Source organism: Streptococcus suis (assembly GCF_002964575.1).
Classification (GTDB): domain Bacteria; phylum Bacillota; class Bacilli; order Lactobacillales; family Streptococcaceae; genus Streptococcus; species Streptococcus suis_R.
Genome location: NZ_POQQ01000002.1, coordinates 38268 through 65035, shown reverse-complemented (window position 1 = coordinate 65035; position 26768 = coordinate 38268). Strand labels below are relative to the sequence as shown.

Annotated in this window: 27 protein-coding genes and 1 riboswitch; of the genes, 5 read left to right on the top strand and 22 right to left on the bottom strand. The window is 42.5% G+C overall.

The features are described 5' to 3' along the window. Positions 1 to 369: 369 nt before the first annotated feature. Entirely contained in the window at positions 370 to 1236 is an 867-nt protein-coding gene (locus C1E58_RS00355; RefSeq protein WP_024377813.1) for an Rgg/GadR/MutR family transcriptional regulator, read from the bottom strand. A 302-nt stretch (positions 1237 to 1538) separates the two neighbouring features. On the opposite strand from C1E58_RS00355, the gene C1E58_RS00350 reads away from it, so the two are divergent. Next, on the top strand, positions 1539 to 1769 hold the full coding sequence (locus C1E58_RS00350) for a DNA-dependent RNA polymerase subunit epsilon (RefSeq protein WP_002938523.1): 231 nt from the start codon (positions 1539 to 1541) through the stop codon (positions 1767 to 1769). A gap of 3 nt (positions 1770 to 1772) precedes the next feature. Further along, positions 1773 to 3452 (top strand): ribonuclease J1, encoded by a 1680-nt coding sequence (rnjA, locus tag C1E58_RS00345; protein ID WP_105208988.1) that lies wholly within the window; start codon positions 1773 to 1775, stop codon positions 3450 to 3452. A 53-nt stretch (positions 3453 to 3505) separates the two neighbouring features. Here rnjA and C1E58_RS00340 read toward each other — a convergent pair whose 3' ends face one another. From C1E58_RS00340 to gap, 6 genes are all read right to left on the bottom strand, one after another. After that, on the bottom strand, positions 3506 to 3904 hold the full coding sequence (locus C1E58_RS00340; RefSeq protein WP_161951239.1) for a GNAT family N-acetyltransferase: 399 nt from the start codon (positions 3902 to 3904) through the stop codon (positions 3506 to 3508). Between the two features lie 334 nt (positions 3905 to 4238). Beyond that, a complete protein-coding gene (glnA, locus tag C1E58_RS00335) occupies positions 4239 to 5585 on the bottom strand; it encodes a type I glutamate--ammonia ligase (protein ID WP_105208986.1) in 1347 nt (448 codons plus the stop codon). 26 nt (positions 5586 to 5611) lie between these two features. Further along, positions 5612 to 5983: a MerR family transcriptional regulator gene (locus tag C1E58_RS00330; protein ID WP_002940041.1), complete on the bottom strand. Its 372-nt coding sequence runs from the start codon at positions 5981 to 5983 to the stop codon at positions 5612 to 5614. Between the two features lie 75 nt (positions 5984 to 6058). Further along, entirely contained in the window at positions 6059 to 6574 is a 516-nt protein-coding gene (locus tag C1E58_RS00325; RefSeq protein ID WP_105208985.1) for an FUSC family protein, read from the bottom strand. A 298-nt stretch (positions 6575 to 6872) separates the two neighbouring features. Further along, positions 6873 to 8072 carry a phosphoglycerate kinase gene (locus tag C1E58_RS00320; RefSeq protein ID WP_014637337.1) on the bottom strand — a complete coding sequence of 400 codons (1200 nt, stop codon included), beginning with the start codon at positions 8070 to 8072 and terminating at the stop codon, positions 6873 to 6875. Positions 8073 to 8226: 154 nt separating this feature from the next. Continuing rightward, on the bottom strand, positions 8227 to 9237 hold the full coding sequence (gene gap, locus C1E58_RS00315; RefSeq protein WP_105208984.1) for a type I glyceraldehyde-3-phosphate dehydrogenase: 1011 nt from the start codon (positions 9235 to 9237) through the stop codon (positions 8227 to 8229). 604 nt (positions 9238 to 9841) lie between these two features. Between gap and C1E58_RS00310 the strand changes: the two genes are divergently transcribed. After that, positions 9842 to 10672 (top strand): glycerophosphodiester phosphodiesterase family protein, encoded by an 831-nt coding sequence (locus C1E58_RS00310; protein ID WP_161951238.1) that lies wholly within the window; start codon positions 9842 to 9844, stop codon positions 10670 to 10672. A gap of 188 nt (positions 10673 to 10860) precedes the next feature. Here the strand turns inward: C1E58_RS00310 and fusA are convergent, their stop codons facing one another. The 5 genes from fusA to groES all read right to left on the bottom strand — a co-directional run bounded on the left by fusA (position 10861) and on the right by groES (position 16307). Beyond that, positions 10861 to 12942 carry an elongation factor G gene (gene fusA / locus C1E58_RS00305; protein WP_105143417.1) on the bottom strand — a complete coding sequence of 694 codons (2082 nt, stop codon included), beginning with the start codon at positions 12940 to 12942 and terminating at the stop codon, positions 10861 to 10863. A 318-nt stretch (positions 12943 to 13260) separates the two neighbouring features. After that, entirely contained in the window at positions 13261 to 13731 is a 471-nt protein-coding gene (rpsG, locus tag C1E58_RS00300; RefSeq protein ID WP_002940031.1) for a 30S ribosomal protein S7, read from the bottom strand. Between the two features lie 16 nt (positions 13732 to 13747). Next, the gene (gene rpsL / locus C1E58_RS00295; RefSeq protein WP_002940030.1) at positions 13748 to 14161 is read right to left on the bottom strand and encodes a 30S ribosomal protein S12; all 414 of its coding nucleotides are present in this window, start codon (positions 14159 to 14161) and stop codon (positions 13748 to 13750) included. 231 nt (positions 14162 to 14392) lie between these two features. Continuing rightward, the gene (gene groL / locus C1E58_RS00290; RefSeq protein WP_024393522.1) at positions 14393 to 16015 is read right to left on the bottom strand and encodes a chaperonin GroEL; all 1623 of its coding nucleotides are present in this window, start codon (positions 16013 to 16015) and stop codon (positions 14393 to 14395) included. A 10-nt stretch (positions 16016 to 16025) separates the two neighbouring features. Then, the gene (gene groES / locus C1E58_RS00285) at positions 16026 to 16307 is read right to left on the bottom strand and encodes a co-chaperone GroES (protein WP_014637330.1); all 282 of its coding nucleotides are present in this window, start codon (positions 16305 to 16307) and stop codon (positions 16026 to 16028) included. 197 nt (positions 16308 to 16504) lie between these two features. On the opposite strand from groES, the gene C1E58_RS00280 reads away from it, so the two are divergent. Next, entirely contained in the window at positions 16505 to 16750 is a 246-nt protein-coding gene (locus C1E58_RS00280) for a hypothetical protein (RefSeq protein ID WP_104929599.1), read from the top strand. Positions 16751 to 16863: 113 nt separating this feature from the next. On the opposite strand, the gene C1E58_RS00275 is transcribed toward C1E58_RS00280, so the two are convergent. The 5 genes from C1E58_RS00275 to C1E58_RS00255 form a co-directional block, all read right to left on the bottom strand. Further along, complete coding sequence (locus C1E58_RS00275) at positions 16864 to 17259, bottom strand: single-stranded DNA-binding protein (protein WP_099811371.1); 396 nt, start codon at positions 17257 to 17259, stop codon at positions 16864 to 16866. 110 nt (positions 17260 to 17369) lie between these two features. After that, a complete protein-coding gene (gene ytpR, locus C1E58_RS00270; protein ID WP_105208982.1) occupies positions 17370 to 17993 on the bottom strand; it encodes a YtpR family tRNA-binding protein in 624 nt (207 codons plus the stop codon). Between the two features lie 18 nt (positions 17994 to 18011). Then, on the bottom strand, positions 18012 to 18968 hold the full coding sequence (locus C1E58_RS00265) for a DUF1002 domain-containing protein (protein WP_105208981.1): 957 nt from the start codon (positions 18966 to 18968) through the stop codon (positions 18012 to 18014). A 44-nt stretch (positions 18969 to 19012) separates the two neighbouring features. Beyond that, entirely contained in the window at positions 19013 to 19333 is a 321-nt protein-coding gene (locus tag C1E58_RS00260; protein ID WP_024388908.1) for a thioredoxin family protein, read from the bottom strand. Then, positions 19330 to 19614, bottom strand: coding sequence for a DUF4651 domain-containing protein (locus C1E58_RS00255; RefSeq protein ID WP_105208980.1), 285 nt, complete (start codon positions 19612 to 19614; stop codon positions 19330 to 19332). Before C1E58_RS00255 ends, C1E58_RS00260 begins: the two co-directional genes overlap by 4 nt. 212 nt (positions 19615 to 19826) lie before the next feature. Between C1E58_RS00255 and pepA the strand changes: the two genes are divergently transcribed. Next, positions 19827 to 20888, top strand: a complete 1062-nt coding sequence (gene pepA / locus C1E58_RS00250; RefSeq protein WP_105208979.1) for a glutamyl aminopeptidase — start codon at positions 19827 to 19829, stop codon at positions 20886 to 20888. Between the two features lie 44 nt (positions 20889 to 20932). Here pepA and C1E58_RS00245 read toward each other — a convergent pair whose 3' ends face one another. The 5 genes from C1E58_RS00245 to C1E58_RS00225 form a co-directional block, all read right to left on the bottom strand. Further along, positions 20933 to 22189 (bottom strand): bifunctional folylpolyglutamate synthase/dihydrofolate synthase, encoded by a 1257-nt coding sequence (locus C1E58_RS00245; RefSeq protein WP_105208978.1) that lies wholly within the window; start codon positions 22187 to 22189, stop codon positions 20933 to 20935. Positions 22190 to 22244: 55 nt separating this feature from the next. Next, entirely contained in the window at positions 22245 to 22796 is a 552-nt protein-coding gene (locus C1E58_RS00240) for a folate family ECF transporter S component (RefSeq protein WP_105208977.1), read from the bottom strand. Positions 22797 to 22839: 43 nt separating this feature from the next. Beyond that, a riboswitch (THF riboswitch) is annotated at positions 22840 to 22929 on the bottom strand. A gap of 131 nt (positions 22930 to 23060) precedes the next feature. Beyond that, positions 23061 to 24248 carry an acetate kinase gene (locus tag C1E58_RS00235; RefSeq protein WP_105208976.1) on the bottom strand — a complete coding sequence of 396 codons (1188 nt, stop codon included), beginning with the start codon at positions 24246 to 24248 and terminating at the stop codon, positions 23061 to 23063. Between the two features lie 49 nt (positions 24249 to 24297). Next, positions 24298 to 25251, bottom strand: coding sequence for a class I SAM-dependent methyltransferase (locus C1E58_RS00230; RefSeq protein WP_105208975.1), 954 nt, complete (start codon positions 25249 to 25251; stop codon positions 24298 to 24300). A 121-nt stretch (positions 25252 to 25372) separates the two neighbouring features. Then, positions 25373 to 26593, bottom strand: a complete 1221-nt coding sequence (locus C1E58_RS00225; RefSeq protein WP_105208974.1) for a hypothetical protein — start codon at positions 26591 to 26593, stop codon at positions 25373 to 25375. Positions 26594 to 26768 lie beyond the last annotated feature (175 nt).

Sequence of the window (26768 nt, the reverse complement as noted above, 5' to 3'; positions counted from 1 at the left end):
GAATCAGACGAGCCTCATGCGTTGCAGGTAAATCCCAAGCAAGATTTAATTCCAAACTTAACTGATTTGTGTTATACTGTTTATACATTTTCATGCCTTTCTAGTTGTTTTGTGGTTATTATAATTATAAAGCATGAAATGGAAAACGAGCAACTCCTAATTGGAATTGCTCGTTTTTTTATATGCGAGAAGCTAGTTTTTGCCCAGCCTCCATTTTAACAAATAAAATGTTGTGCTATACTAAAAAGAAAAAGAGGTGCGTTCTATGAAAAAGAATATATCAATTATTGTACTCGCTTTGTTGCTATCAATTCCAATCGTTATTGACCCATTATCCAATCCTGTCCCCATTCTCCTAACTTCTTATTTTTAAGACTCAAATCTTAAAAAATGAACCCGGATAATCGAAGCTGTCTGATCATCTATCAATTCCTGTATAGATTGAATGTAGGTTTCGATTATCTCTTTTTCTTTGTCTGAACGACCATTTTCGATATAGTCCAATAGCAGACGATAATAGCGAGCCATTATCTTTACAAAGGTATCTTTAAAACTAATCATAGACTCCATTTTATCTAAGTAATAGGAAACTTGAGAGTATATTCCTCTATCAAATAATTCCGAAATCGTATTGAGTAACGTAGATTTTATAAGTTCCTGATGTTTCCTAAGTTTATTAAAAGATTTTTCTTCCTTACATAAGTCATGAGCAAAATACAATAACATCCGATTATTCAACAACATCTGTGCATTCATAAATAGATAAAGCTCAAAACTTGTCCACTCCTCAATAGCGAAGAGATAGTCTGCCAAATATTGCCTATCTTCTTCTTCAACATTATCTATCCCTTCTAAAGCGACTATAGCGACCTTGATAACAATAGCATTAAGCCGAGAGTAAAGTTCTCCTTCATCTGCTAACAAATCTGATGTTAATAAAGCTTTCAAAGCTTCTTTGTCCTGCTGGTAATACAAATCTGAGATGAGATTGGCCAGCTCGATATGAGGTGCTTCTTTATATCCATGGTATTTATAGGTAAACTCCTCCATGGTCATGTTAATACCCTCGACAGCCACGATTAACTTATCCGCTGCCAACATGGATTTTCCCGATTCAAAGCGTGACAACTGTGCTGCTGTAAAGTCTCCTCTGACAACATCCTTTTGCTTAACCAAGCGAGAATTTCGGAGTTCCCTGTAAAATTCGCCTAAACTCATTTGTGGTACTGTACCCATGACCCATCCCCTTTCTTGATGCATTAAAATTCCACTTCCATTTATTATAATATCCAAATATATTTTTGTCAATTTTGCTTATTATTCTGCCAAATGACTGTTTGTTTCTGAAAATCACGACACTTTTCCATTTTCCTACCAAACCCTTTTACCATCAGCAAATTTTATGGTATAATGAAGAGTAATATTTAGACTGAATAAATTGACAACTCGAGAAAATTGAATAAGCATTACCAGACAGCCCCAACTGTTTGGGGCTTTTTTCATAGTTGCCAGTCAAAAAGAAAGGAACTATACTACACATGATTTATAAAGTATTCTATCAAGAATCAAAAATTAGCCCACGTCGCGAGCAAACACGTGCTCTTTATCTAGACATCGATGCTGCATCAGAATTGGAAGGTCGTATTATCGCGCGTGAATTAGTGGAAACCAACCGCCCTGAATACAACATCGAATTTATCGACCTCTTATCAGACAATCATCTTGAATACGAGAAAGAGCACGCAGATTTCAAAATTACGGAGTTTTAATCCATGTCATCAGTCAATCTAAAACCTCATGAAGTTGGCGTTTTCGCCATCGGTGGTTTGGGAGAAATCGGGAAAAATACCTACGGTATCGAGTATAAGGATGAAATTCTCATCGTCGATGCCGGTATCAAGTTCCCAGAAGATGACCTATTGGGTATCGACTACGTTATCCCAGACTACTCCTACATCGTTGAAAACCTAGACCGTGTTAAAGGTCTGGTCATTACCCACGGGCACGAAGACCACATCGGAGGCATTCCCTTCTTGCTCAAGCAAGCCAATGTCCCAATCTATGCTGGACCTTTAGCTCTCGCCCTCATTCGAGGCAAATTGGAAGAGCACGGACTACTCCGTGATGCGACTTTGCATGAAATCAACCACAAGACTGAGTTGACCTTCAAGCACCTTAAGGTCAGTTTCTTCCGCACCACCCACTCCATTCCAGAGCCACTCGGTATCGTCGTTGATACCCCTCAAGGAAAAATCGTCTGTACCGGTGACTTCAAGTTCGACTTCACTCCAGTTGGCGAGCCCGCAGACTTGCACCGCATGGCTGCTCTCGGTGAAGAAGGCGTTCTCTGCCTCCTCTCCGACTCTACCAACGCCGAAGTTCCAACCTTTACCAACTCGGAAAAAGTGGTCGGTCAATCCATCATGAAATTGATTGAAGGCATCCACGGACGCATCATCTTTGCTTCCTTTGCCTCCAACATCTTCCGTCTGCAACAAGCAGCAGATGCCGCAGTCAAGACAGGACGCAAAATTGCTGTCTTTGGACGTTCTATGGAGAAGGCCATCGTCAATGGTATCGAGCTCGGCTACATCAAGGTTCCAAAAGACACCTTTATCGAACCAAACGAGATCAAAGAATATCCTGCCAGCGAGATCATGATTCTCTGTACAGGTAGCCAGGGTGAGCCGATGGCTGCCCTATCTCGCATTGCCCACGGTACTCACCGTCAGGTGCAACTCCAGCCGGGCGACACGGTAATTTTCTCGTCCAGTCCTATTCCGGGAAATACCACAGGTGTTAACAAGCTCATCAATATCTTGATTGAAGCCGGTGTCGATGTTATTCACGGCAAGATCAACAATATCCATACCTCTGGACACGGTGGCCAGCAAGAACAAAAACTCATGCTCCGCCTGATCAAGCCAAAATACTTCATGCCTGTTCATGGCGAATACCGTATGCAAAAAATCCATGCCAGTCTAGCAGTGGATACAGGTGTACCAAAAGACAACATCTTTATCATGGAAAACGGTGATGTCCTAGCCCTGACCAAGGATTCTGCACGATTGGCCGGCAAGTTCAACGCCCAAGATATCTACGTGGATGGAAACCGTATTGGTGAAATCGGTGCAGCTGTCCTCAAAGACCGCCGTGACCTCTCAGAAGACGGCGTTGTCCTTGCTGTCGCAACCGTTGACTTCAAGTCCAAGATGATTCTGGCAGGACCAGATATCCTCAGCCGAGGCTTCATCTACATGCGCGAATCTGGTGACTTAATTCGCGAAAGTCAACGCGTTCTCTTCAACGCTATCCGCATCGCCATGCGTAATAAAGATGCCAATATCCAAACGGTCAACGGCGCCATCGTCAATGCCCTACGACCATTCCTATACGAAAAAACAGAGCGTGAGCCAATCATCATCCCAATGATTTTAACGCCTGATCACTAAGAAAGAAGCCTCGGCAACTGCCGAGGCTTCACTTGTTTTCCAATAGGAATACCTTACAACCACTTGATAAAATGATATTTGGAAATTCCTTTTTTCGGCACATCTGTTAGATGAGCATAAATAGAATATCCAGCCTTCAGATAAAAATCCTTAGCCTGATAGGACTTAGTTGACAGTGTGATACTCTTTACTCCATTTTGTCTAGCTTCATTTTCCAAACGAATCAGCAAACGCCTCCCCAATCCTTGACCTTGCTTGTGTCTGACAACCACCAAAGCCTTTACATGAATCGTTTCCAAGGTCTGCTGGGCCTGCAAGACAGCTACTAATTGACCTGCTTCCTCCTCTACCAAAACAATTTCCTGCTGACTAGAAATAAGGTCTTGACCTTCTCCAAAAACCGCCCTATATTGTTCATCAAATACTGTTCTTACAAATTCATCCATCTCCATTGCCTCCAAAATTATTTATATCTAGGTAAGTTTAGTCTTTTTCAAACTTATAAAAACTCCTTCACCCTTCAACACACTGACTCAGGCTGAAACAGTCTCTTCCCAGACTGTTTCACTCCACTGGACCATTACTCGCTTTCTAGTTTCTAAGCTCGTGAACAAAGGACCCGTCGGGGTCCTAATTCGCTCTCTAATTTCTAGGCTCATGAAAAAATGGTCCAAGTCCCATTACTCGCTTTCCAGTTTCTCGGCTCGTGAAAAAATGGTCCAGGAGCCATTACTCGCTCTCTAATTTCTAAAGCTCGTGAACAAAGGACCCGTCGGGGTCCTTTGTTTAATACATATCCAAATAGTTGTCGATTTCCCATTGAGAAACGTAGGTTGCGTAGCTTGCCCACTCGATTTTCTTAGCTTCTACAAAGTTAGTGTAGATGTGTTCGCCCAGGGCTGCACGAACGACTTCATCTTTACGAAGAGCCTTCAAAGCATTGTGAAGAGTTGATGGTAGGTCTGTAATACCAGCTTCACGGCGTTCCTCATCAGACATTGCATAGATATTTGTTTCAACAGGTGCTGGTGCCTCAATCTTGTTTTCAACACCCTCTAGACCTACTTCTAAAAGCACAGCCATTGCTAAATATGGGTTAGCAGTTGGGTCAACTGAGCGCAATTCCAAACGAGTTCCCATACCACGAGAAGCTGGAACGCGAACCAATGGAGAACGGTTTTTACCTGCCCAAGCGATGTAAACAGGAGCTTCAAAACCTGGAACCAAACGCTTGTAGGAGTTTACAGTTGGGTTTGTAATAGCAGTATAGTTATAAGCGTGCTTGATCAAACCACCCAAGAAGTGATAGGCTGTTTCTGACAATTGCATACCACGAGGATCTTCTGGATCAAAGAAGGCATTGTTGCCATCCTTGTCAAAGAGTGACATGTTACAGTGCATACCTGAACCAGCGATACCATATTTTGGCTTAGCCATAAAGGTTGCATACATACCGTGTTTGCGTGCAATGGTTTTAACAACCAACTTGAAGAGCTGAATCTTGTCACAAGCACTCAAAACATCATCGTATTTGAAGTCAATCTCATGCTGACCAACAGCACATTCATGGTGGCTTGCCTCTACTTCAAAGCCCATTTGCGTCAAGACATTAACGATTTCACGACGAGTATTGTCTGCCAAGTCCGTTGGCGCAAGATCAAAGTAACCACCCTTATCGTTTACTTCAAGTGTTGGATTGCCAAATTCATCCATTTTGAAGAGGAAGAATTCTGGTTCTGGACCCAAATTGAAAGAAGAAAATCCAAGTTCTTCCATGTGACGAAGAGCTTTCTTCAAGTTTCCACGAGGGTCACCTGCAAACGGCTCGCCTGTTGTTGTATAGACATCACAAATCAAGCCTGCTACTGAACCATTCTCATCACCCCAAGGAAAGATTGTCCATGTATTCAAATCTGGATATAGGTACATATCTGATTCATTGATACGAACAAAACCTTCGATTGATGAACCATCAAACATTACTTTATTTGATAATACCTTATCAACCTGCTCATCAGTTGCTGGAATTTCTACGTTTTTCATCACTCCCATGATATCTGTAAACATGAGACGTAGGAAGGTCACGTTTTTCTCTTTAATATCACGTTTGATATCTGCCACTGTGATTGCCATTATTTTTCTCCTCTTTTAAAAAATGATTACGATGAACGGAAAATGGAACTAGGACTTGAAAAGCGTCCCTGACGACTGAATTCATCATGTAGGATACGACGGACATCTTCATCAGTCAAGGTCTTTTGCTGTTTTTGAACCTTAGCTTTGGCTTCACGATTTGCATATTCCTTCTTAATAGCCGCAATATTTAAACCTTCATCCAAAAAATCCTTGATTTCAAGAAGTAAATCCATATCATTTAGAGAATACAAGCGTCGATTGCCCTCATTACGATCAGGTTTTATCAAACCCTGATCTTCATAGTAACGAATCTGACGAGCCGTTAGGTCAGTCAATTTCATAACACTGCCAATCGGAAAAATGGCCAAGGAACGACGGAACTCTTTTTCTCTCATAATGAACTCCTTTCTGCTCACTATTATAGGAGAATATTTTGAGGGGGTCAATAGGAAATGTTAGATTTTATGACATCATTTTCTCTGAAAACGTTTTTTTATCAAATTGACATCATAATTGACCAAAATAGCAATAAACACGCCAATAAAGGTTTCAAAAACACGTACAAAAACATACTGAATAGTGTCCCCTGCTGGAATGGACAAGGAGATAATGAGCAAGGCAGAAACCGCACCAATAATGCCAGCCTTGTTATTCATAGCTACATTGGTCATAATAGTCAGCATGACAAAGACAGGGACAAAGACAGCAGTCACCCAAAACTGATCAGAAAACAACCTATCCAATAAAAAGAAAAGCAGAGCATAGAAACCACCTATAGAATTACCTAAAATGCGTGAGGTTCCAAAATGGACACTCTGATCAAAATCTTCACGCAGGCTAAAGACAGTCGTCAAGGCAGCAATTTGAATGCCTTGCCAGCCCATGTGACCAAAGAGTACGATAACCAAGAAAACAGCTAGACCTGATTTAAAGGTCCGCATTCCTAATCTAAATTTTCGGGGGTCAAACTTATATTTTTCAAACATACTACTATTCTAACATGATTTTATTGAAAATGAACTCATGACCCCAAGAAATGCAGAAAAGAGTTGGTATCCCAACTCTTTTCGTCGTTCATACGCAGTAGCTGAATGGCAGTTCACTTTGCTACGCTTGTGACCAACCTATTCAGCCTTGTGGGGTTCAAATAGTCCAGTGGACTATTTGAAGTTGTCACCCAATAAAAACAAAGTGACAAGCTACGGAATCATTTTTGACAGAAGCTTCGCTTCTTCTATTTCCAACCTCAACATATCTCCCAGATATTTTGAGCTAACTTACCGCCTATTTTTCAGTAAGTGCTGCAAGTCCTGGAAGCACTTTACCTTCGAGGAGTTCCATTGATGCACCGCCACCTGTTGAGATCCATGAGAACTTGTCTGCACGGCCAAGGTTGATAGCAGCTGCTGCTGAGTCACCACCACCGATGATTGATTTCACGCCTGGTTGTTTCACGATAGCGTCCATTACACCGATTGTACCAGCTTGGAAGTCTGGGTTTTCAAATACACCCATAGGACCATTCCAAACAACTGTTTTCGCACCAGTCAAAGCTTCGTCAAACTTAGCGATTGACTTAGGACCGATGTCAAGACCAAGGAAGCCTTCTGAAACTGCTTCGCCTTCAGTGTCACGAACTTCAGTATAACCTGCAAATGCGTTAGCTTCTTTTGAGTCAACTGGCAAGATCAATTTACCGTTAGCTTTTTCAAGAAGTGCTTTTGCCACATCAAGCTTATCTTCTTCTACAAGTGAGTTACCGATTTCGATACCTTGAGCCTTGTAGAATGTGTAAGTCATACCACCACCGATAAGAACTTTGTCCGCTTTTTCAAGAAGGTTCTCGATAACACCGATCTTATCAGATACTTTTGAACCACCAAGGATTGCCACGAATGGACGCTCTGGAGTTTCAACAGCTTCTTGGATGTATGCAATTTCGTTTTCCAAAAGGAAACCAGCTACTGCTTTTTCTACGTTTGCTGAGATACCAACGTTTGATGCGTGTGCACGGTGTGCAGTACCAAATGCATCGTTAACGAAGATACCGTCACCAAGTGAAGCCCAGTATTTACCAAGTTCTTCGTCGTTTTTAGATTCTTTCTTACCATCAACATCTTCGAAACGAGTGTTTTCAACAAGGAGAACTTGTCCATCTTCCAAAGCATTGATAGCTGCTTCCAATTCAGCACCACGAGTAGCACCTGCAATGAAAGCAACGTCTTGACCCAATTTAGCTGCCAAGTCAGCTGCTACAGGAGCCAATGATTTACCTTCTTTGTCAGCTTCTTCTTTCACACGACCAAGGTGAGAGAAAAGAATTGCACGTCCACCTTGCTCAAGAATATACTTGATAGTTGGAAGAGCTGCTGTAATACGGTTATCGTTAGTGATAACGCCATCTTTCAAAGGCACGTTGAAGTCCACGCGGACAAGAACTTTTTTGCCTTTCAATTCTACATCTTTAACAGTCAATTTTGCCATTAGATAAGAACTCCTTAATTTATATTTACCCTACCATTGTACCATATTTTCTGTATTTTTTCTTGTATAAAGATAGTTTTTTCACAAATCTACAATACAAAAAGAACGAATAATAGAAAAAAGAGGCCGAAGCCTCTTTGATTTTCACTAAGGATTATTTAGCGATTTTTGCGAAGTACTCAAGAGTACGAACAAGTTGTGCAGTGTAAGACATTTCGTTGTCATACCATGAAACAACTTTAACCAATTGTTCGCCATCAACATCAAGAACTTTAGTTTGAGTTGCATCGAACAATGAACCGAATGAGATACCTACGATATCTGAAGAAACGATTTGGTCTTCAGTGTAACCGTATGATTCAGTAGCAGCAGCTTTCATAGCAGCGTTTACTTCTTCAGCAGTTACTTTCTTGTCAAGAGTTGCAACCAATTCAGTTACAGAACCTGTTGGAACTGGAACACGTTGTGCAGCACCGTCAAGTTTACCGTTCAATTCTGGGATTACCAAGCCGATAGCTTTAGCAGCACCAGTTGAGTTAGGAACGATGTTTGCAGCAGCAGCACGAGCACGACGAAGGTCGCCACCACGGTGTGGGCCGTCAAGAACCATTTGGTCACCAGTGTAACCGTGGATTGTAGTCATCAAACCTTTTTGAACGCCAAATGCATCGTGAAGAGCTTTAGCCATTGGTGCCAAACAGTTTGTAGTACATGAAGCACCTGAGATAACTGTTTCAGTACCATCAAGGATATCGTGGTTAGTGTTGAAAACGATAGTCTTAACATCGTTACCACCAGGAGCAGTGATAACAACTTTCTTAGCACCATTTTCGTGGATGTGTTGCTCAGCAGCAGTTTTTGAAGTGAAGAAACCAGTTGCTTCCAGAACGATTTCTACGCCGTCAGCAGCCCAGTCAATTTTTCCTGGCTCACGCTCAGCAGAAACTTTAACGAATTTACCGTTAACTTCGAAACCACCGTCTTTAACTTCAACAGTACCGTCGAAACGACCTTGAGTTGTGTCGTATTTCAACAAGTGTGCAAGCATTACTGGGTCTGTAAGGTCGTTGATACGAGTAACTTCAACACCTTCTACGTTTTGGATACGACGGAAAGCAAGACGACCGATACGTCCGAAACCGTTAATACCAACTTTAACTACCATGAATGATTTCCTCCTTATGAAAATCGAGTTCTTTATTTTAAAAGGCAAGCCTTTTAATCCTTTTGTGAAAATATTAACTTGTAAGCCTACAAGCATCTTTTCAACGTTTTTATTATATAACTTATTCAATAAAAAAGCAAGAATTTCATATAGTTTCATTGTTAATATTGTCGGAACTGCATGGAATTTCTGAAAACTTACTGATGCAATTGGATAAAACCTATAAAATTTGATACAATCATAAGTAATGTTTTAGAAAGTTATTACTCCTATGCCGACAAAATACTCAAAAATTCGCCAGAAACACTTAACCAAAAGAAAACATCGGTCTAAATTTCAAAAATCCATCCTCAGCATTCTCACTCCTTTATTCAGTTTAGGATTATGGTATGGATTAAATACAATCAGCATATCTATCCAGCCAGTCATCTCTACTATTTTTCCCAGTCATGTGCAAATGAACTATAGCCTATTTTTCGCTTTTCTTTACAGTAGTTTAGTCCTTGCGCTCACACTTACCTTGTGGTTCTGGTGGAAAATACTCTTTAACGAAAAATTTACTTGGTGGAAGCCCTCTTCTCTCCTTTTCATCTTCCTTCCAGTTGTGCCGGTCTTCTTATTAGCCCGATATGAAGCCTCCTTTCATACCCCCAAAGCGCCACTCATTATTTCTCATCGCGCTTTAAACGACCACCACGCTATTGAAAATACCGTTGAAGCACTGCAGTTAGCAAGTAAGAGCCAGCCAGACTACATCGAAATCGACCTTTGGGAAACAGCTGACCTAGAGTTTATTGCTTTTCACGATGCAAGTTTAATCAATTGGGCTGGTATAGACTATCGTCCCCATGATCTTACTTTGGCAAACTTAACAGAAACCACTATAACAGATGCGGCTGGCTATTCTGCCAAAATTGCAAGTTTTGACCAAATTCTAGCTGAAGCAAAAGTACACAACCAGAAACTCTTAATTGATTTTAAAACTTCCCATCTGGATAGTCCCCAGATGGCTGACAATTTTATGAAGAAATACCAGCAAGTCTTTGAGAGCGATGGACACCAACTTCAGTCTGCTGATCCTCATTTCATAAATGCAATCCTAAAACATTCACCAGCATTTGAAACCTACTTATTGATGAGCGCACCTCCGGAAATTGAATTAGCCAACCTGACAGGTTATAGTGTTCCATTGGATCAACTCACGAATGAATTACTCAACTATATTCGCCAATCCGGCAAATCCTTCTATGTATGGACAGTCAATACTGAAGAAGGGGTCCAACAAGCAGACACCATAGAAGTAGATGGGATCATCACTGACTTTCCAAGTCGCACACAAACAATTCTGTCTAACTTATCACAAGCCAGCAAGTATACCAAACTCTATCAAGAACAACTACAATACTTCAAGATATTTCCAGTTCCAGAACAATGATTTTATGTGTAATTGGGATGGGGAAATAGCCACTTGATTGGTTTGCTTTTGATTTTTGTTGAGTATTAGTGGACCATAACATCTTCTCAACCACCAGCAAACTGGTGGTTTTCTTCTTGCTCTCAATGAAATAGACTGAATAGAAGGCATAAAAAAGCCTGCTCGACTGAGCAGGCTTGGGCAATCAATTAAGCATTGCCACCGTTTTTCTTGATGATTTCATCTTGTACAGATTTTGGTACATCTTCGTAGTGGTCAAATACCATCATGAAGGTACCGCGACCTTGTGTTGCTGAACGAAGAACAGTTGCGTAACCGAACATTTCAGCAAGTGGCACATAAGCACGAACAATTTGTGTGTTACCACGAGCTTCCATACCATCAACGCGACCACGACGTGCTGTCACGTGACCCATAACGTCACCAAGGTTATCTTCTGGTGCAGTGATGGTTACAAGCATCATTGGCTCAAGGATAGTTGGTTGAGCTGATTTAGCTGCTTCTTTAAGGGCAAGAGATGCTGCCACTTTGAAGGCTGTTTCAGATGAGTCGACATCGTGGTATGAACCATCGTAAAGCTTCGCTTTCACGTCAACGATTGGGTAACCAGCAAGAACACCGTTAGCCATAGATTCTACGAGACCTTTTTCAACCGCTGGGATGAATTCACGTGGAACCACACCACCGACGATAGCGTTCTCGAACTCGAAACCTTTACCTTCTTCGTTTGGTGTGAATTCGATCCAAACGTCACCGAACTGACCTTTACCACCAGACTGGCGTTTGAAGAAACCACGAGCTTGTGTAGAAGCGCGGAATGTTTCACGGTATGATACTTGAGGAGCACCTACGTTTGCTTCAACCTTGAATTCACGACGCATACGGTCAACAAGGACATCCAAGTGCAACTCACCCATACCAGAGATAACTGTTTCACCAGTTTCAACGTTTGTTTCAACGCGGAATGTTGGATCTTCTTCAGCCAATTTAGAAAGGGCGATACCCATCTTGTCTTGGTCAGCTTTAGACTTAGGCTCAACCATCAATTGGATAACTGGTTCTGGAACGTGGATTGACTCAAGGATTACTTTAGCTTTTTCATCTGTCAATGAGTCACCAGTTGTTGTATCTTTCAAACCAACCGCAGCGGCAATGTCACCAGCGTAAACAGTTTCAATTTCTTGACGGCTGTTTGCGTGCATTTGAAGGATACGTCCGATACGCTCACGTTTACCTTTAGAAGTGTTCATGACGTATGAACCGCTATTAAGGACACCTGAGTAAACACGGAAGAATGTCAAACGACCTACGAATGGGTCAGTCATGATCTTGAAGGCAAGAGCTGCAAATGGCTCTTCATCAGAAGCATGACGCTCTTCTTCAGCATCTGTATCTGGGTTGATACCTTTGATAGCTGGGATATCAACTGGGCTTGGAAGGTAGTCGATAACCGCATCAAGCATCAACTGAACACCTTTGTTTTTGAAGGCAGAACCACACAATACTGGGAAGAATTCAACGTTGATAGTTGCTTTACGGATAGCAGCTTTCAACTCTTCGTTTGTGATTTCTTCACCTTCAAGGTATTTCATCATCAATTCTTCATCAGTTTCAGCAACTGCTTCCACCAATTTTTCACGGTATTCTTGAGCTTGGTCAAGGTATTCAGCTGGAATATCTTCTTCAAGAATATCTGTACCAAGGTCGTTAGTATAGATTTCAGCCTTCATCTTGATCAAGTCGATGATACCACGGAATTCATCTTCAGAACCGATTGGCAACTGGATTGGATGCGCATTTGCTTGAAGACGATCATGAAGTGTGCTTACTGAGTAAAGGAAGTCAGCACCGATTTTATCCATTTTGTTCGCGAATACGATACGTGGAACACCGTATTCAGTTGCTTGACGCCATACTGTTTCAGTTTGTGGCTCAACACCTGATTGTGAGTCAAGAACAGTTACCGCACCATCAAGAACGCGAAGTGAACGTTGTACTTCGATTGTGAAGTCCACGTGTCCTGGTGTGTCGATGATGTTTACACGGTGGTTGTTCCATTGAGCTGTTGTTGCAGCAGATGTGATAGTGATACCACGCTCTTGCTCTTGCTCCATCCAGTCCATTTGTGATGCACCTTCGTGAGTTTCACCGATTTTGTGGATTTTACCAGTGTAGTAAAGAATACGCTCAGTTGTCGTTGTTTTACCCGCGTCAACGTGCGCCATGATACCGATATTACGAGTTTTTTCTAATGAAAATTCGCGTGCCATGAGGTTTGTTCTCCTATATTTTTAGTTTTATATTTTAATTATACCATATTTTAAGAAAAGCGAGTGGGCAAGTCCCACCCGCTTGATTTCTTACTAATGGTGTGAAGTGGTTGAGGCAAGCCTCAATCCGATTTGTGATGGTTGAACGATAAGTTGGTACCATAATCTCAATCGATTTATATAGAACTGACTTAACGTCCTCACATCCTAATTGAACTCGGGCTACAACTCACTGACAAAAAGATGAACCTCATTGATTGCACAGCAATCGCTTCCCTATTTTGTCTAGGAGTTGCTTGACGCCCTCGTATCTTATTCTTACCAGCGGAAGTGTGCGAATGCGCGGTTTGCTTCTGCCATTTTGTGAGTATCTTCACGTTTCTTAACAGCTGCACCAGTGTTGTTTGCTGCATCCATGATTTCTTTCGCAAGGCGATCGATCATAGTATGCTCACCACGGTTACGAGCGATTGTTACCAACCAACGAAGACCAAGTGTTGTACGACGCTCTGGACGAACTTCAACTGGGACTTGGTAGTTAGAACCACCGACACGACGTGCACGTACTTCAAGTACAGGCATGATGTTTTCCATTGCTGTTTCAAATACTTCAAGTGCATCGTTACCAGTTGCTTCTTTGATTTGATCAAAAGCACCGTAAACGATTGATGCAGCAGTACCACGTTTACCGTCCAACATAACACGGTTAATCAAACGAGTTACCAATTTTGAGTTATACAATGGATCTGGCAATACTTCGCGCTTAGGCGCTTGATTTTTACGACTCATTTATATTTCCCCTTTCTTAGCCTTTTGGACGTTTAGTACCGTATTTAGAACGGCCTTGCTTACGATCGTTAACACCTGCAGTATCAAGTGCACCACGAACGATATGGTAACGTACCCCTGGAAGGTCTTTTACACGTCCACCACGAAGAAGAACAACGCTGTGCTCTTGCAAGTTGTGACCGATACCTGGGATGTAAGCAGTAACCTCGATAAGGTTGCTCAAACGTACACGAGCAAATTTACGAAGGGCTGAGTTAGGTTTTTTAGGTGTCATTGTTCCGACACGAGTTGCAACACCACGTTTTTGTGGTGATGAAACGTTTGTTTGAACTTTTTTACGGCTGTTGTAACCAACGTTCAAAGCTGGTGATTTAGATTTTTCTACTTTAGACTTACGTGGTTTACGTACCAACTGGTTAATTGTAGGCATCTACATTCTCCTGTATATATTTTTTATTTTTGGTGATAGGGCATTGGTGACAACCCCTATCTGTGTGTACTTTTGCAACATTTGTCAGCACGTCCCTGTACACTCTTGAGAGACCAAAAGTAAAAAGTACCGTCTAATATAGTACCACATCCCAAACCCATTGTCAAATAGATATGTTTGAAATTTTCAAGAAAAAAACACAGCCAATCAGCTGTGTCATTTTGCTATTTCTTAGTAGCCCATACCCATTCCATCCATACCTTGTGGCATAGCTGGAGCGGCTGGTTCTGGTTTGTTGGCAACGACTGCTTCAGTTGTCAAAATCAAGCTGGCTACGGAAGCCGCATTTTGAAGAGCTGAACGTGTTACTTTAACAGGGTCAATGATACCTGCATCCATCATGTTGACCCATTCGCCTGTCGCTGCGTTAAAGCCAGTGCCTAGTTCTGAATTCTTCAGTTTATCAATGATAACTGAACCTTCATAACCTGCGTTATAGGCAATCTGACGAACTGGTTCTTCCAAGGCACGAAGGACAATATTGCGTCCTGTTTCATCGTCGCCTTTCAACTCCAATTTCGCTACGCTATCGATAACATTGACAAGGGCTGTACCACCACCGGCAACGATTCCTTCTTCAACTGCAGCACGTGTTGCGTTGAGGGCATCTTCGATACGGAGTTTCATTTCTTTCAACTCAGTCTCAGTAGCGGCACCGACTTTGATAACTGCAACACCGCCTGACAATTTAGCCAAACGCTCTTGCAATTTTTCACGGTCAAATTCTGAAGTTGTTCCCTCAATTTGTGACTTGATAACAGCGACACGGTTGGCAATGGCTTCTGGATTTCCAGCACCTTCAACAATGGTTGTACCATCCTTGTCAACCACAACTTTGGCAGCCTGACCAAGTGCTTCAATGGTCGCATCTTTCAAGTCCAAACCAAGGTCTTCTGTAATCACTGTACCGCCTGTCAAGATAGCGATGTCTTCCAACATAGCTTTACGACGGTCACCAAATCCTGGCGCCTTAACGGCAACAACGTTGAAGGTACCACGAATCTTGTTGAGAACAAGGGTAGGAAGAGCTTCACCATCCACATCGTCAGCAATAATCAACAATGGACGATTAGTTTGGAGAATGCTTTCCAAAAGTGGCAAAATATCCTGGATATGAGAAATTTTCTTATCGGTAATCAAGATGAATGGATTTTCAAGCTCAGCTACCATTTTTTCATTATCTGTTACCATGTATTGTGACAGATAACCACGGTCGAATTGCATACCTTCAACCACATCAAGCTCAGTTTCCATACCACGTGACTCTTCAATGGTAATAACGCCGTCTGTTCCCACGCGCTCCATAGCTTCTGAAATGTACTCACCAACTTTTTCAGAACGTGAAGATACCGCTGCGACTTGAGCAATTTCAGCTTTATTTGACACAGGACTTGCTTGTGCTTTCAAAGCCTCAACCGCTGTTGCAACTGCTGCTTCAATCCCGCGACGGATACCGATTGGATTGGCTCCTGCAGTTACGTTTTTCAAACCTTCACGAACAATAGCCTGAGTCAAAACAGTGGCAGTTGTTGTACCGTCACCAGCAATGTCATTGGTTTTTGAAGCCACTTCGGATACCAACTTAGCACCCATATTTTCAAAATGGTCTTCCAACTCGATTTCTTTAGCAATGGTCACACCGTCGTTTGTAATAAGTGGTGAACCGTAAGCTTTTTCCAAGACAACATTGCGACCTTTTGGACCCAAGGTTACTTTGACTGTATCAGCCAAAATATCGACACCACGGACCATGCTCTCGCGTGCATCTGCTGCAAATTTAATTTCTTTTGCCATCATTTTACCTCTATTCTACAATTGCCAAAATATCTGCTTCACGGATGATGTGAACGGTCTGGTCCCCATCTTTAACTTCCAATCCTGCGTGAGCATCAATCAAAACTGTATCTCCAACTGCCACCGCTGGGGCAACCAAGTCACCGTTCAAGGTACGAATTCCTTGTCCAATCGCTAGGACACTTGCTTCTTTTGTCTTTTCTTGGCTTGCACCTGCAAGGACAAAACCACCAACTGTTTGTTCTTTTTCTTCAATTTTTACGACGATACGATCGCCCAATGGTTTCAACATGGTATTACCTCCTGGTATTTTTAGCACTCTATGTTTGCGAGTGCTAACTCACATTTCCTATTGTATCACTTGGTCAAAAATAGTCAAGAAAATTCTATTCCTTTTTCGTGAAAATCCTTCTTAAGTATGAGGCAGAATTTACCTATTCATTATTGGCAAACTATGTTATACTATTTTTAAAAAGTTAAGGGGTATTCATGAAATTTTTTAGAGATTTAAAAACAGATTACCTTGAAAGCCGATTTTCAGCCTACGAAAGTTTTGCAGAATGGTTTTTAAAACGTAAATTAGGCTTTTGGGGGAAAATGATATTTGCATACCTGCTCTGGCTAGTCTGGATATTTTTCTTTAGCCACCCTCATTACATCATCTTTTTCTTTTATGGCGTTATCCTATTGTCACTGATTGTTATGCTAGTAGAATGGTGGAAATATAGAAAATGAACAGCAAAAAACGCCAACTTTCGTCAGCGTTTTTAAGGAGATATGAAAAATATTTAGGATTAACTGTAGTATAGCCTACTTTTCAACATTCTCCATCGGTCTTGGGACCGATATTAAAACGGTAATTCCTCCTCTTCCAGAACCAAGTCAGCTAGGTCATCGCCAGTATTATTTTCTCGCATGGCACGTTGGGCACGGCTTTCGAGTAACTGGAAAGTATTGCCCAAGATTTCAGTCACATAGTGATTGCTGCCGTCTTTTTCATATTTACGGGTCCGCAACTCACCATCAATAGAAATCAGACTACCCTTGCTGCCATAGGAGACAAGTGTTTCCGCCAGTTTGCCCCAGAAAATAACATTGAGAAAATCCGCTTCACGTTCGCCATTTTCTGTCTTAAAACGGCGGTTGACCGCGACAGTTACACGAGTCAAATTTTTACCGTTAGGGGTTTGAGTGAGTTCGGGTTGGGCCGTCAAGCGACCGATTAGAATAACTTTATTATACATTTTATATCCTCCTACTTATTTATTCGTAGAATCATAGAAAAATGTCATCTCATTTTTTTAAAAATATTTCCTAACTTAAAAGAATTGGCCATCTGACCAATTCTTCTTTTTTATCCCTTCCAGTGTTTTACTGGATCAAAGGCTTCTCCGACCACTGCAGAGTCGTCTAATTCAATAATACCACGGACTTGTGGTGCGTTTGGCAGAGCCAATTCACGCGGACTGCACATCATACCAAAGCTATCTTCACCACGCAATTTCCCTGGGAAAATCAGGCTACCGCTCGGCATCATTGCCCCCGGAAGAGCCACAATGGTTTTCAAGCCTTGGGCAGCATTTGGCGCACCAGCTACGATTTGCACCGTTTTGTCACCGACATTGACCTGGCAGATATTGAGATGGTCGCTGTCTGGATGAGGAACCAAATCCGCAATCTGACCGACTACGAACTTTGGAGCATTGTCGTTGACCAAGCTTTCAATAAAGCCTTCTTTTGCTAATTCGGCATTCAAGGTCGCAACTTGCTCGTCTGTCAAGAATACTTGACCATTTCCAGCAAGCTCAACCAAACTTGATGCTTCAAAAATATTCCAGGCAACTGTTTTTCCTGTTTCCTCTAAGAAAACACGCGCCACTTGACCCTTGCGTTCAAACTGAACAGCCTGTCCCTTGTCCTCAGCCACAATCACCATCAGAACATCGCCAACGTGTTCCTTATTATATGTAAAAATCATTTCTTTTTCATTTCTCCTTTATGCAAATAGACCGGTCAAGCCTTTCCATAGATTTTCAAAGAAGGCACCGATTTTTTCTAAAATCCCTGAATCTTGTAAATTCTTATAGGCTTCTGAAATTTGTTGCTCCGCCTGTTGCTTGAACTGGTTGAGCTGGGCAGCTACCTCAGCCGAATCAATAGCAGAGGTTTCCTGATAGGCTTTAGCAAAGGTAACCAATTTTGAAACTTCATCTGCTGTGATGACATTTTCCAAACCGTTATTGGCCAAGACATCGTTAATAATAGTATTGATATTAGCCTCAGAAGCCACTTGACCGTTTGATTGTTTGTAGTCGGCAAGAGCAGTCTTGATTTCCGCTACCGCCTTATCCAAGGCTGAACTATCAAAATTGGCGTCACCTGTATGGGCTGTCGCCACTTCGTTAACAGTCGTTAATTCTTGTTGGGCCACCTCTGTTCGAGCCGGGTCAACTGTTTCACCATTGGCCGCGAGAGCCTTGTAAACACCTGTCAAGGCAGATTCTCCAGTCACCTGAATCGGTGCTGCCACATCAATCAAGACATCCGTCGCACCAGCTGTAATAGCCGCATTGGCATACTGCGTTCCAGTAATCAAGGTGATGTTCTGTGGCGTCTTAATATCCACCACAACCCCTTTTCCAGCATCCTGCTTTTGCACCAAGACAGATGAATAGAGGGAGGCTGTGTCCGCTCCAGATGTACCTAAATATTGGTCCATATCCGTGCCAATAACTACCTGACGGCTGACATGATTAACATCCGAAATACCAAATAGATTGTTAACCTCTGTCGCCTGCGCATCTGACAAACCGCCACCATAGACCAGTGTTGGCTTGCCCCATTTTTCATTGATAACATCCGTCTGAATTTCAGCTTGAGCCAGCGGGGCCAAACTTAAACTCAATCCCAGCACCACAGGTGCCAGAAGGATTTTTCCTAGTGATTTCTTCATGTTTTTTCCTTTCTTTTGGGAAATGGCAGAGCTTCTCTGCTGATTTACCTACCCAATCCAGATAAGAAGTTCATGATTTCTTCCTTGGTCTTGCGATTCTTATCAACAAAACGACCGATTTCCTTACCATTTTCTAAAACAACCAGACTTGGAATACCTAAAATAGCCCATTCCTGTGCCAAAGGCATAAAGTCATCTCGATCCAGTTGCACAAAACGGAAATCTGGAAAAGCTTCTTCGATAGCTGGCACATGCGGTTTGATATAGTGGCAATCTCCACACCAAGTCGTCACAAATAGAAAAACAGTTGGCTTGCCATCTTCAATCAAGGCAGCTACTTCTTCAAGATTTGTTGGAAAAATCATCTTTCTTCCTCCCTGTATTGAATAGAACCTTGGGTATTTTCAAATAGAAATACCTGTCCTGCCTCCATCACAACTCCTCCAACGAGAGAGTCTTGCGTTGAGGCTGTTTCATCCACATAGACCGTGGCAATCTCTCCTAAATCAGCGAAAAAGTCACGCACCTCCTGTAAGGCCTGTGCTTTTTTACGGTCTTCTTGGATTTTACGGTAAAATTGAGCACTAGCGGTGAGCACACCTGCCCCCAATAAGCCTGCTAGTAAGGCTGTCTTTTTCTTTTTCATGTTGACTATTTTATCATATTTCCGCAGATTTTTCCCAAAAATGCCATTGGACTTGTGACAGCTGAGACAAACTCTCCACAAACATATGAAAAAGATTCAGTTTTTAGAAAGCATGATTTCAGCATGTGTTTATTGTTTATTTTTCTATATTTTCAAGACAAGTCTGCCTCTTCGTGATAAAATAGTAGTAATCATGTCATGGAGGAAGAAGAATGACTCTTTTTGAAAAAATTAAAGAAGTTACAGAATTACAAAGTCTACCGGGATTTGAAGGACAGGTTCGCAACCACATTCGCCAGAAAATCACACCACATGTGGACCGTATCGAAACAGATGGACTAGGTGGCATTTTTGGTATCAAGGATACGGCTGTTGAAAATGCTCCTCGTATCCTAGTGGCTGCACATATGGATGAAGTCGGCTTTATGATTAGTCAAATCAAGCCAGACGGTACTTTCCGTGTTGTCGAGCTGGGAGGATGGAATCCTCTGGTCATATCCAGTCAAGCCTTCACGCTTCAACTACAGGACGGTCGGACCATTCCTGCCATTTCAGGTTCAGTGCCTCCCCATCTTTCTCGTGGGGCTAACGCTCCTGGTATGCCTGCCATCGCTGATATTATTTTCGATGCTGGTTTTGCCAATTATGACGAAGCTTGGGCGTTCGGCGTTCGTCCTGGGGATGTCCTGGTTCCAAAAAATGAAACCATTCTGACAGCTAACGGAAAAAATGTTATTTCTAAGGCTTGGGACAACCGCTTCGGTGTTCTGATGGTGACGGAATTGCTGGAAAGCCTATCGGGTCAATCTTTGCCAAATCAGTTGATTGCTGGGGCAAATGTGCAAGAAGAGGTTGGCCTACGTGGAGCCCATGCTTCTACAACCAAGTTCAATCCAGATATTTTCCTTGCTGTTGATTGCTCCCCTGCAGGTGATATTTATGGCGACCAAGGAAAAATTGGTGACGGTACTCTGCTTCGTTTCTACGATCCAGGTCATATCTTGTTGAAAAACATGAAAGACTTCCTCCTCACAACTGCCGAAGAAGCAGGTGTCAAATTCCAATACTACTGTGGTAAAGGTGGAACAGATGCTGGTGCAGCCCACTTGAAAAATCATGGTGTTCCATCAACAACTATCGGTGTCTGCGCTCGCTACATCCATTCCCATCAAACTCTCTACAGCATGGATGACTTCTTAGAGGCCCAAGCCTTCTTGCAAGCTATCGTTAAAAAGCTAGACCGCTCAACGGTTGATTTGATTAAAAACTATTAAAACAAAAGACTTTGCTAGGTAGAATGCCCGGCAAGGCCTTTTTTCTATATAAGTTCTTCTAAAATATACTTTCTCACATGGGTAATGAAATAAAGCGAACCTGTGACCAGGTAAAGTTTTTTGGGATTGTCCAAGTCCGCCTGTTCCAACCACTCCTGATAGGTCTGAACTCGTTCATAGCCTGACGGATAATCATTCAGCTGTACCGCACGGAAATCGTCAAAAGTCGTCACGCTAACAGGTCCAAATTGGCTAAGTTGGGACAACATCCGATCCACAGGCTTGGTATTGATGGCTGCAAAGAGGATTTCAATATCCCTGTCCGCATAGTTTTCCTCTAGGAGCTGGGTCAGGACGGCGATGCTTTCATTATTGTGGGCTCCGTCAATCATAAGCATAGGCTTGATCAATTCTAAGCGGCCTGGCCAGATGGCTTGGGACAAGCCCTGGCTGATGGTTTCATTGGTAATCTTTGGAAAATCAGGGCTGATGAGCTGAGCTGTGGTCACTGCCAAGGCTGCATTGACCTCCTGGTGACGACCCTGCATCTGTAGCCTTAAATCCTCAATATGACCGAGAGGACTTGCAACCGCAAAGCCTGCTCTGCTATTTTCCAAAATAATCTCCCGCCCCACCGCATAGGTCGAACTCTGAAGCTGACGGGCCTGCTCCTCAAATACTGCCAGCACTTCTGTCTGGTCGGTCGCATAGAGGAGGGGAACCCGCTCACGCAAGACAGCAACCTTGTGACGGGCTATAGCAGCGTGGGTCTCTCCTAAAAAGGATTGATGATCTAGACCAATAGAAGGACACACTACCGCTAGAGGATTAAGGACATTGGTCGCATCCTGCAAACCGCCCATGCCCGCCTCCACCAAGAGAATGTCGGGACGCTGGTAGTAGGCAAAGTAGACGAACATAGCCACTACTACAATCTCAAACTCCGAGATGGCATCCAGTCCAGCTGTCTGGTCCAAGTCCTCAATCAAGGGCTGCAAGTCTGTCACAATCCTCGCAAAATCTTCCTCCGAAATCATCTCTTGCCCAAAGACAATCTGTTCTCGAAAATCAATGATAGACGGTGAGGTAAAACGGCCGACGGTATACCCAGAAGCCTGCATGATAAACTGCAGGGCATTAAGGGTCGATCCCTTACCATTTGTTCCCACAAAGTGAACCGTTGGTACACGATGCTGGGGATTGTCCAAGCGCTCCAAGAGCCAGTTGACACGCGCAACCCCATGTTCTAAATCTGATGCAGGGCGATTCGATAGCCACTGCCTAATTTCTTGATACTTCATACTTCCCTCTCTACAAAAGCAGCAACAGGGGGATGACCTGTTGCTCGATACTGTTTTATTTAATACCCATTAACTTAGCCAATTCAGGTATTTTTTGTAAACTTGGCAAGACAAGCATGGTCACGACAAGGCGCAATGGAATTTCAAAAATAGCTTTTATGAAACGACTACTATACAAGGCAATCCAAGGTGTTCCGAAATGGAAATGGAGGGCAATCGGTGTCATGATAAAGGAAATCACAAGTTGAATTAAAACAACAACCCCAGCCACATAGAACCAGTCAGCCTTGTTTTTAGTATCTAGCGGCTTCCGATAGAAGAACCAACCGTAGATAAAAGCCGATACCGCCTCTATCAATATCCACGTAAAGAGAACAGTTTGCCCACTAAATAAGACAAAGACTGGGTCTGAAATCGCCGAAAAGACAGCAGCCCAAACCGGACCCGCAATAGCTCCCAAAATAGTATTGGGAATAAAGGTGAACTGGACCTGCAAGGTTTCTGAAATCCGAATGGAGAAATAGTTCTCCACAACCATAACCAAGGCCAAAGTCACAGCAATAGCAGCCAATAGCTGCACCGTTAGTTTTGGAATTTTCTTTTCCATAAAAACGCTCCTTTATTAAAAAATGGAGCTGTCGTCTGTATTCGACAGCGGATGCAATGGTTTACCGCGCTGACGCTTCGTTATGTGGCAACATCCCATCCACATACACTTAACGCAAACCACCTACTCTGTGCAAATTTCTTTGCTAGTCTATTGTATCATAATTCATAAAGGCTGACCAATCGCTTCTAACTATGACAGGATATGTGAAAAAACTATACGACAAAAGGTCAGTAGCTAGTACCGACCTTTCTTTACATTTTCTTATTTCAAACGCTCTACGTCGCGAGCAATCACCAATTCTTCATCTGTTGGGACAACCAAGACTTTAACTCGTGATTCTGGAGTTGAGATATCTCCTTCTGCACCACGAACGTTCTTCGCTGGATCCAATTCCATACCGAACCAAGTCAAGCCATTTACAACAGCTTCGCGAACAAGCGTAGAGTTCTCACCGATACCTGCTGTAAAGACAAGGGCATCTGCACCATTCAATACTGCAAAGTATTGACCGATGAATTTTTGCAGACGGTTGACAAGCATATTGAAAGCAAGTGTACATTTTGCTTCGCCAGCTTCAAATCCTGCTTCGACTTCACGCATATCGCTAGAAACTTCTGCGATACCAAGAATACCTGACTGCTTGTTCAAAACATTGATCACATCTGCAGCATCTTTCAATTCATCCACATTCTCAATCAAGTAAGGAATGATAGCTGGGTCAATGTCACCTGAACGAGTTCCCATCATAGGGCCTGCAAGTGGTGTGAAGCCCATTGATGTATCGACAGATTTACCACCATCAATAGCTGAAATAGAGATACCATTTCCGATGTGGGCAGTGATGACTTTCACTTCCTCGATTGGCTTGTTCAACATTTTTGCTGCTTCACGTGAAACATAGTAGTGAGATGTTCCGTGAGCTCCGTACTTACGAACTTGGTGCTCTTCATAGTACTTGTTTGGAACTGGGTAACGGTATGCTACCTCTGGCATGGTTGAATGGAAAGCCGTATCAAACACAGCCACACTAGTCACTTCTGGCAAGATGTCCTTGAAGGCCTTAATACCCGCCGCATTAGCTGGGTTGTGAAGTGGTGCAAGGCTAGAAAGGTCTTCAATCTGCTTCAAGACTTCATCCGTAATGACAACAGAATCCTTGAAGATTTCACCACCAGCTACCACACGATGACCAACACCTGTGATTTCTGAGAAATCGGCAATAATATTGTGTTTGAGCAAGTCTTCCAACAAAATTTTTACTGCTTGCACATGATCCGCAATATCCAAAACCTGTTCAGCTTTCTGATCACCAAATTTTACTGTGACAATTGAATCTTTCAAACCGATACGCTCAACAATACCCTTTGCCAAGACAGTTTCTTCTGGCATTTGGTAGAGTTGCCATTTTAAACTTGAGCTACCGGCGTTAATTGCAATTGTTTTTGACATAATATTCCCCTTTAAAAGCGTTTTCCTTATTAGTATAACAGATTTTCACCTAAATTGCATTCTCTTGCTTCCAATTTTTGAAATTGACCATGAACTTCTGAATGGCTTCTGGTTCTTGAAGACTTTGTAAGGGATAAACAAAGGGCGCTAGAGGTCTAGCTGCTTTCTTTTGCAAGACAAAAATAGACTTGGCCATAGCAGCCTTTCCAAAGAGACTTGGTGGCAGGGCAATCATGGCAACGATATTGGCCTCTTCCTGTAGCCAGCCTTTCAACAAATCACTTTGTGGACTAGTCAATAAATCATTTGGAGCCAGCAAAATCGCAAAGCCATCCTTTTCCAGATACTTGAGGGACTGTTCCATGAGCAAATGATGGGCGTAGGTATGCTCGGTCTGGCTAGCGACCTGATAGCGACTAGCAATCTGATCATCTGGATAGTAGCCAATCGGTAAATCCGCGATAATAACCTTGCTTTCCTTCAAAATCTGCGGACGTACCGCATCTCCCTGGGCAAAAGAAATCTCTGCCTGCATGACATCTGCCATACTGGCTGACAGATCAATCAAGAGGTCATCCACTTCGATCCCCAAGTAATCCAATCCTTTCTGGCTGGCATTGAGAATGGTCTGAGCTAGGTTACCTGTCCCAGAACCGATTTCCAAGACTGTTACTTGTGGAGTAGCTACTAGTTGGTCCACAAGGAAAGAGAGGATAAAGCCGATAGAGTCTGGTGTAAACTGGTGATTGTACTGCATAGGCTCAGTCTGATTGGCCTTGATGAGCAGGAATTGGAAGGCACGGCGCCATTCTTCCTTGGTCAAGTTCAAGTCTTTTAAGGCTTGGTTATTATGGACAATCAAATCTGTTTCATGCTGACCAGCTAGATAAGCAGCATTTTGCTCAATCATGGCATCATAGATATTGGTGCCTAGCTGGTTTTGGACAGTCTGTACGTTTTCTAATAGCAGGTCGTAAGCCTGTTCGATCTTTTCAAAATTCATACTCTTATCTTATCAAAAATTCACCAACTTTGCACCAAAAAGGGAAGCATCTACTCGATTACTCTCTCTTAATCACAACAAAAAAGAGAAGGTCAAATGAACCTTCTCTGATTTAACTAAATTAGTTAGCTGAGTTGAAAGCAACGCCTTCTTTTCTCCAACCACGACCTTCAAGTACATTGTACTCGTTGAGGTCAGTTGTGTAAAGGTGTTTCTTAAGACCTTCGTTGTAAAGACGGTATACTGGTTTACCTTCTTTAACTGAGTTGAAGGCAACACCTTCTTTATTCCAGCCACGTCCGCCAAGCACTTCGTACTCGTTTGCATCAGTTGTGTAAAGGTGTACTTTAAGACCTGGGTTGTAAAGACGGTATACTGGAGTACCTTCTGTTGCAGATTGGAATGCAACACCTTCTTGGTTCCAACCACGTTCATTAAGAACATTGTACTCGTTGAAGTCAGTTGTGTAAAGGTGTACTTTAAGACCTGGGTTGTAGAGACGGTATACTGCTGATGCAGCAACTTTCTTATCAGATTTAGCTTCAGTAAGCGCAAGGTCGATGATAGCACGCAATTGATCTTCAGTCAAACCGTTCTTGATAAGTTTAACACGGATAGCTTCTACGTCTGCTTTAAGAATAGCAACTGCTTCGTTCCACTCTTTAACATCCAATGCAGCTTTGTCAGCAGCAGCTTGAACAGCAGCCAATTCATCAGCTACAGCTTTCTTACGTTCTGCAACAACAACTGCTACACGAGCTTTTTCAAGTTCCAATTGTTTTTCAGCTACAGCAACTGTGTTGTTAAGTTCTGGCAATTGAGCAGTAGCAGCAGCAACAGCAGCAACGTGTACTTCGCGTTCAGCTTCAAATACTCTAATTTGTGCTTCTTTAGACTCAGTAGCAACGCCAGCTTGAGCGTTCAAGTTTTTGATTTTTGCATCAATTTCAGCGATTTGACCGTTTGCAAGATCGATTTCTTGTTGTTTAGCGGCTACAGCGTTTTTAGCAGCAGTAACTACATCTACAAATTGTTGGATAACGTCTGCAGCATCTTTGTCGATTGCAGCATTATCTTGTGCAGCTTTAACTTTTTGTGCTTCAAGAGCTTTTTGAGCCTTGTCGTTTACGATAATTGCTTCACCAAGTTTAGCTTCACCGTTATCCAAGTAGTGAACAGCTGAAGCCAATTCTTGGTTCAATTTAACTGCTTCGCTACGAGTGTCGATTACAACTTCGCGAGCAACTACAAGCTTAGCGTTAACGTCCGCTTTAACAGCTGGTACAGCTACAAATGTAGCAGCTGCAGCTGCTGCAGCAAGTGTGATATGTGTTTTTTTCATGATAAAAAACTCCTATAAATATTTATATTCGTTCTATCCGAACGTTACCATCATTATACTAACCCTTACACATTTTGTCAAGTTTTTTTTAAGATTTTTTTAACTTTTTTTTGAAATAGCTGAAAAACCGAACATTGAGTACTCTACTTGTGTCTCAACTCTATTCACCCCCAAA

Coding starts and splice junctions, on each gene's coding strand:
- rnjA (WP_105208988.1), top strand. CDS start 1,773: ATGTCATCAGTCAATCTAAAACCTCATGAAGTTGGCGTTTTCGCCATC.
- C1E58_RS00280 (WP_104929599.1), top strand. CDS start 16,505: ATGAAATTTTTTAGAGATTTAAAAACAGATTACCTTGAAAGCCGATTT.
- fusA (WP_105143417.1), bottom strand. CDS start 12,942: ATGGCACGCGAATTTTCATTAGAAAAAACTCGTAATATCGGTATCATG.
- C1E58_RS00260 (WP_024388908.1), bottom strand. CDS start 19,333: ATGATTTTTCCAACAAATCTTGAAGAAGTAGCTGCCTTGATTGAAGAT.
- C1E58_RS00265 (WP_105208981.1), bottom strand. CDS start 18,968: ATGAAGAAATCACTAGGAAAAATCCTTCTGGCACCTGTGGTGCTGGGA.
- C1E58_RS00275 (WP_099811371.1), bottom strand. CDS start 17,259: ATGTATAATAAAGTTATTCTAATCGGTCGCTTGACGGCCCAACCCGAA.
- groES (WP_014637330.1), bottom strand. CDS start 16,307: ATGTTGAAACCATTGGGCGATCGTATCGTCGTAAAAATTGAAGAAAAA.
- ytpR (WP_105208982.1), bottom strand. CDS start 17,993: ATGATTTTTACATATAATAAGGAACACGTTGGCGATGTTCTGATGGTG.
- glnA (WP_105208986.1), bottom strand. CDS start 5,585: ATGGCAATCACAGTGGCAGATATCAAACGTGATATTAAAGAGAAAAAC.
- rpsG (WP_002940031.1), bottom strand. CDS start 13,731: ATGAGTCGTAAAAATCAAGCGCCTAAGCGCGAAGTATTGCCAGATCCA.
- rpsL (WP_002940030.1), bottom strand. CDS start 14,161: ATGCCTACAATTAACCAGTTGGTACGTAAACCACGTAAGTCTAAAGTA.
- gap (WP_105208984.1), bottom strand. CDS start 9,237: ATGGTAGTTAAAGTTGGTATTAACGGTTTCGGACGTATCGGTCGTCTT.
- groL (WP_024393522.1), bottom strand. CDS start 16,015: ATGGCAAAAGAAATTAAATTTGCAGCAGATGCACGCGAGAGCATGGTC.
- C1E58_RS00355 (WP_024377813.1), bottom strand. CDS start 1,236: ATGGGTACAGTACCACAAATGAGTTTAGGCGAATTTTACAGGGAACTC.
- C1E58_RS00235 (WP_105208976.1), bottom strand. CDS start 24,248: ATGTCAAAAACAATTGCAATTAACGCCGGTAGCTCAAGTTTAAAATGG.
- pepA (WP_105208979.1), top strand. CDS start 19,827: ATGACTCTTTTTGAAAAAATTAAAGAAGTTACAGAATTACAAAGTCTA.
- C1E58_RS00325 (WP_105208985.1), bottom strand. CDS start 6,574: ATGTTTGAAAAATATAAGTTTGACCCCCGAAAATTTAGATTAGGAATG.
- C1E58_RS00350 (WP_002938523.1), top strand. CDS start 1,539: ATGATTTATAAAGTATTCTATCAAGAATCAAAAATTAGCCCACGTCGC.
- C1E58_RS00245 (WP_105208978.1), bottom strand. CDS start 22,189: ATGAAGTATCAAGAAATTAGGCAGTGGCTATCGAATCGCCCTGCATCA.
- C1E58_RS00230 (WP_105208975.1), bottom strand. CDS start 25,251: ATGAATTTTGAAAAGATCGAACAGGCTTACGACCTGCTATTAGAAAAC.
- C1E58_RS00320 (WP_014637337.1), bottom strand. CDS start 8,072: ATGGCAAAATTGACTGTTAAAGATGTAGAATTGAAAGGCAAAAAAGTT.
- C1E58_RS00240 (WP_105208977.1), bottom strand. CDS start 22,796: ATGGAAAAGAAAATTCCAAAACTAACGGTGCAGCTATTGGCTGCTATT.
- C1E58_RS00340 (WP_161951239.1), bottom strand. CDS start 3,904: ATGGAGATGGATGAATTTGTAAGAACAGTATTTGATGAACAATATAGG.
- C1E58_RS00255 (WP_105208980.1), bottom strand. CDS start 19,614: ATGAAAAAGAAAAAGACAGCCTTACTAGCAGGCTTATTGGGGGCAGGT.
- C1E58_RS00330 (WP_002940041.1), bottom strand. CDS start 5,983: ATGAGAGAAAAAGAGTTCCGTCGTTCCTTGGCCATTTTTCCGATTGGC.
- C1E58_RS00225 (WP_105208974.1), bottom strand. CDS start 26,593: ATGAAAAAAACACATATCACACTTGCTGCAGCAGCTGCAGCTGCTACA.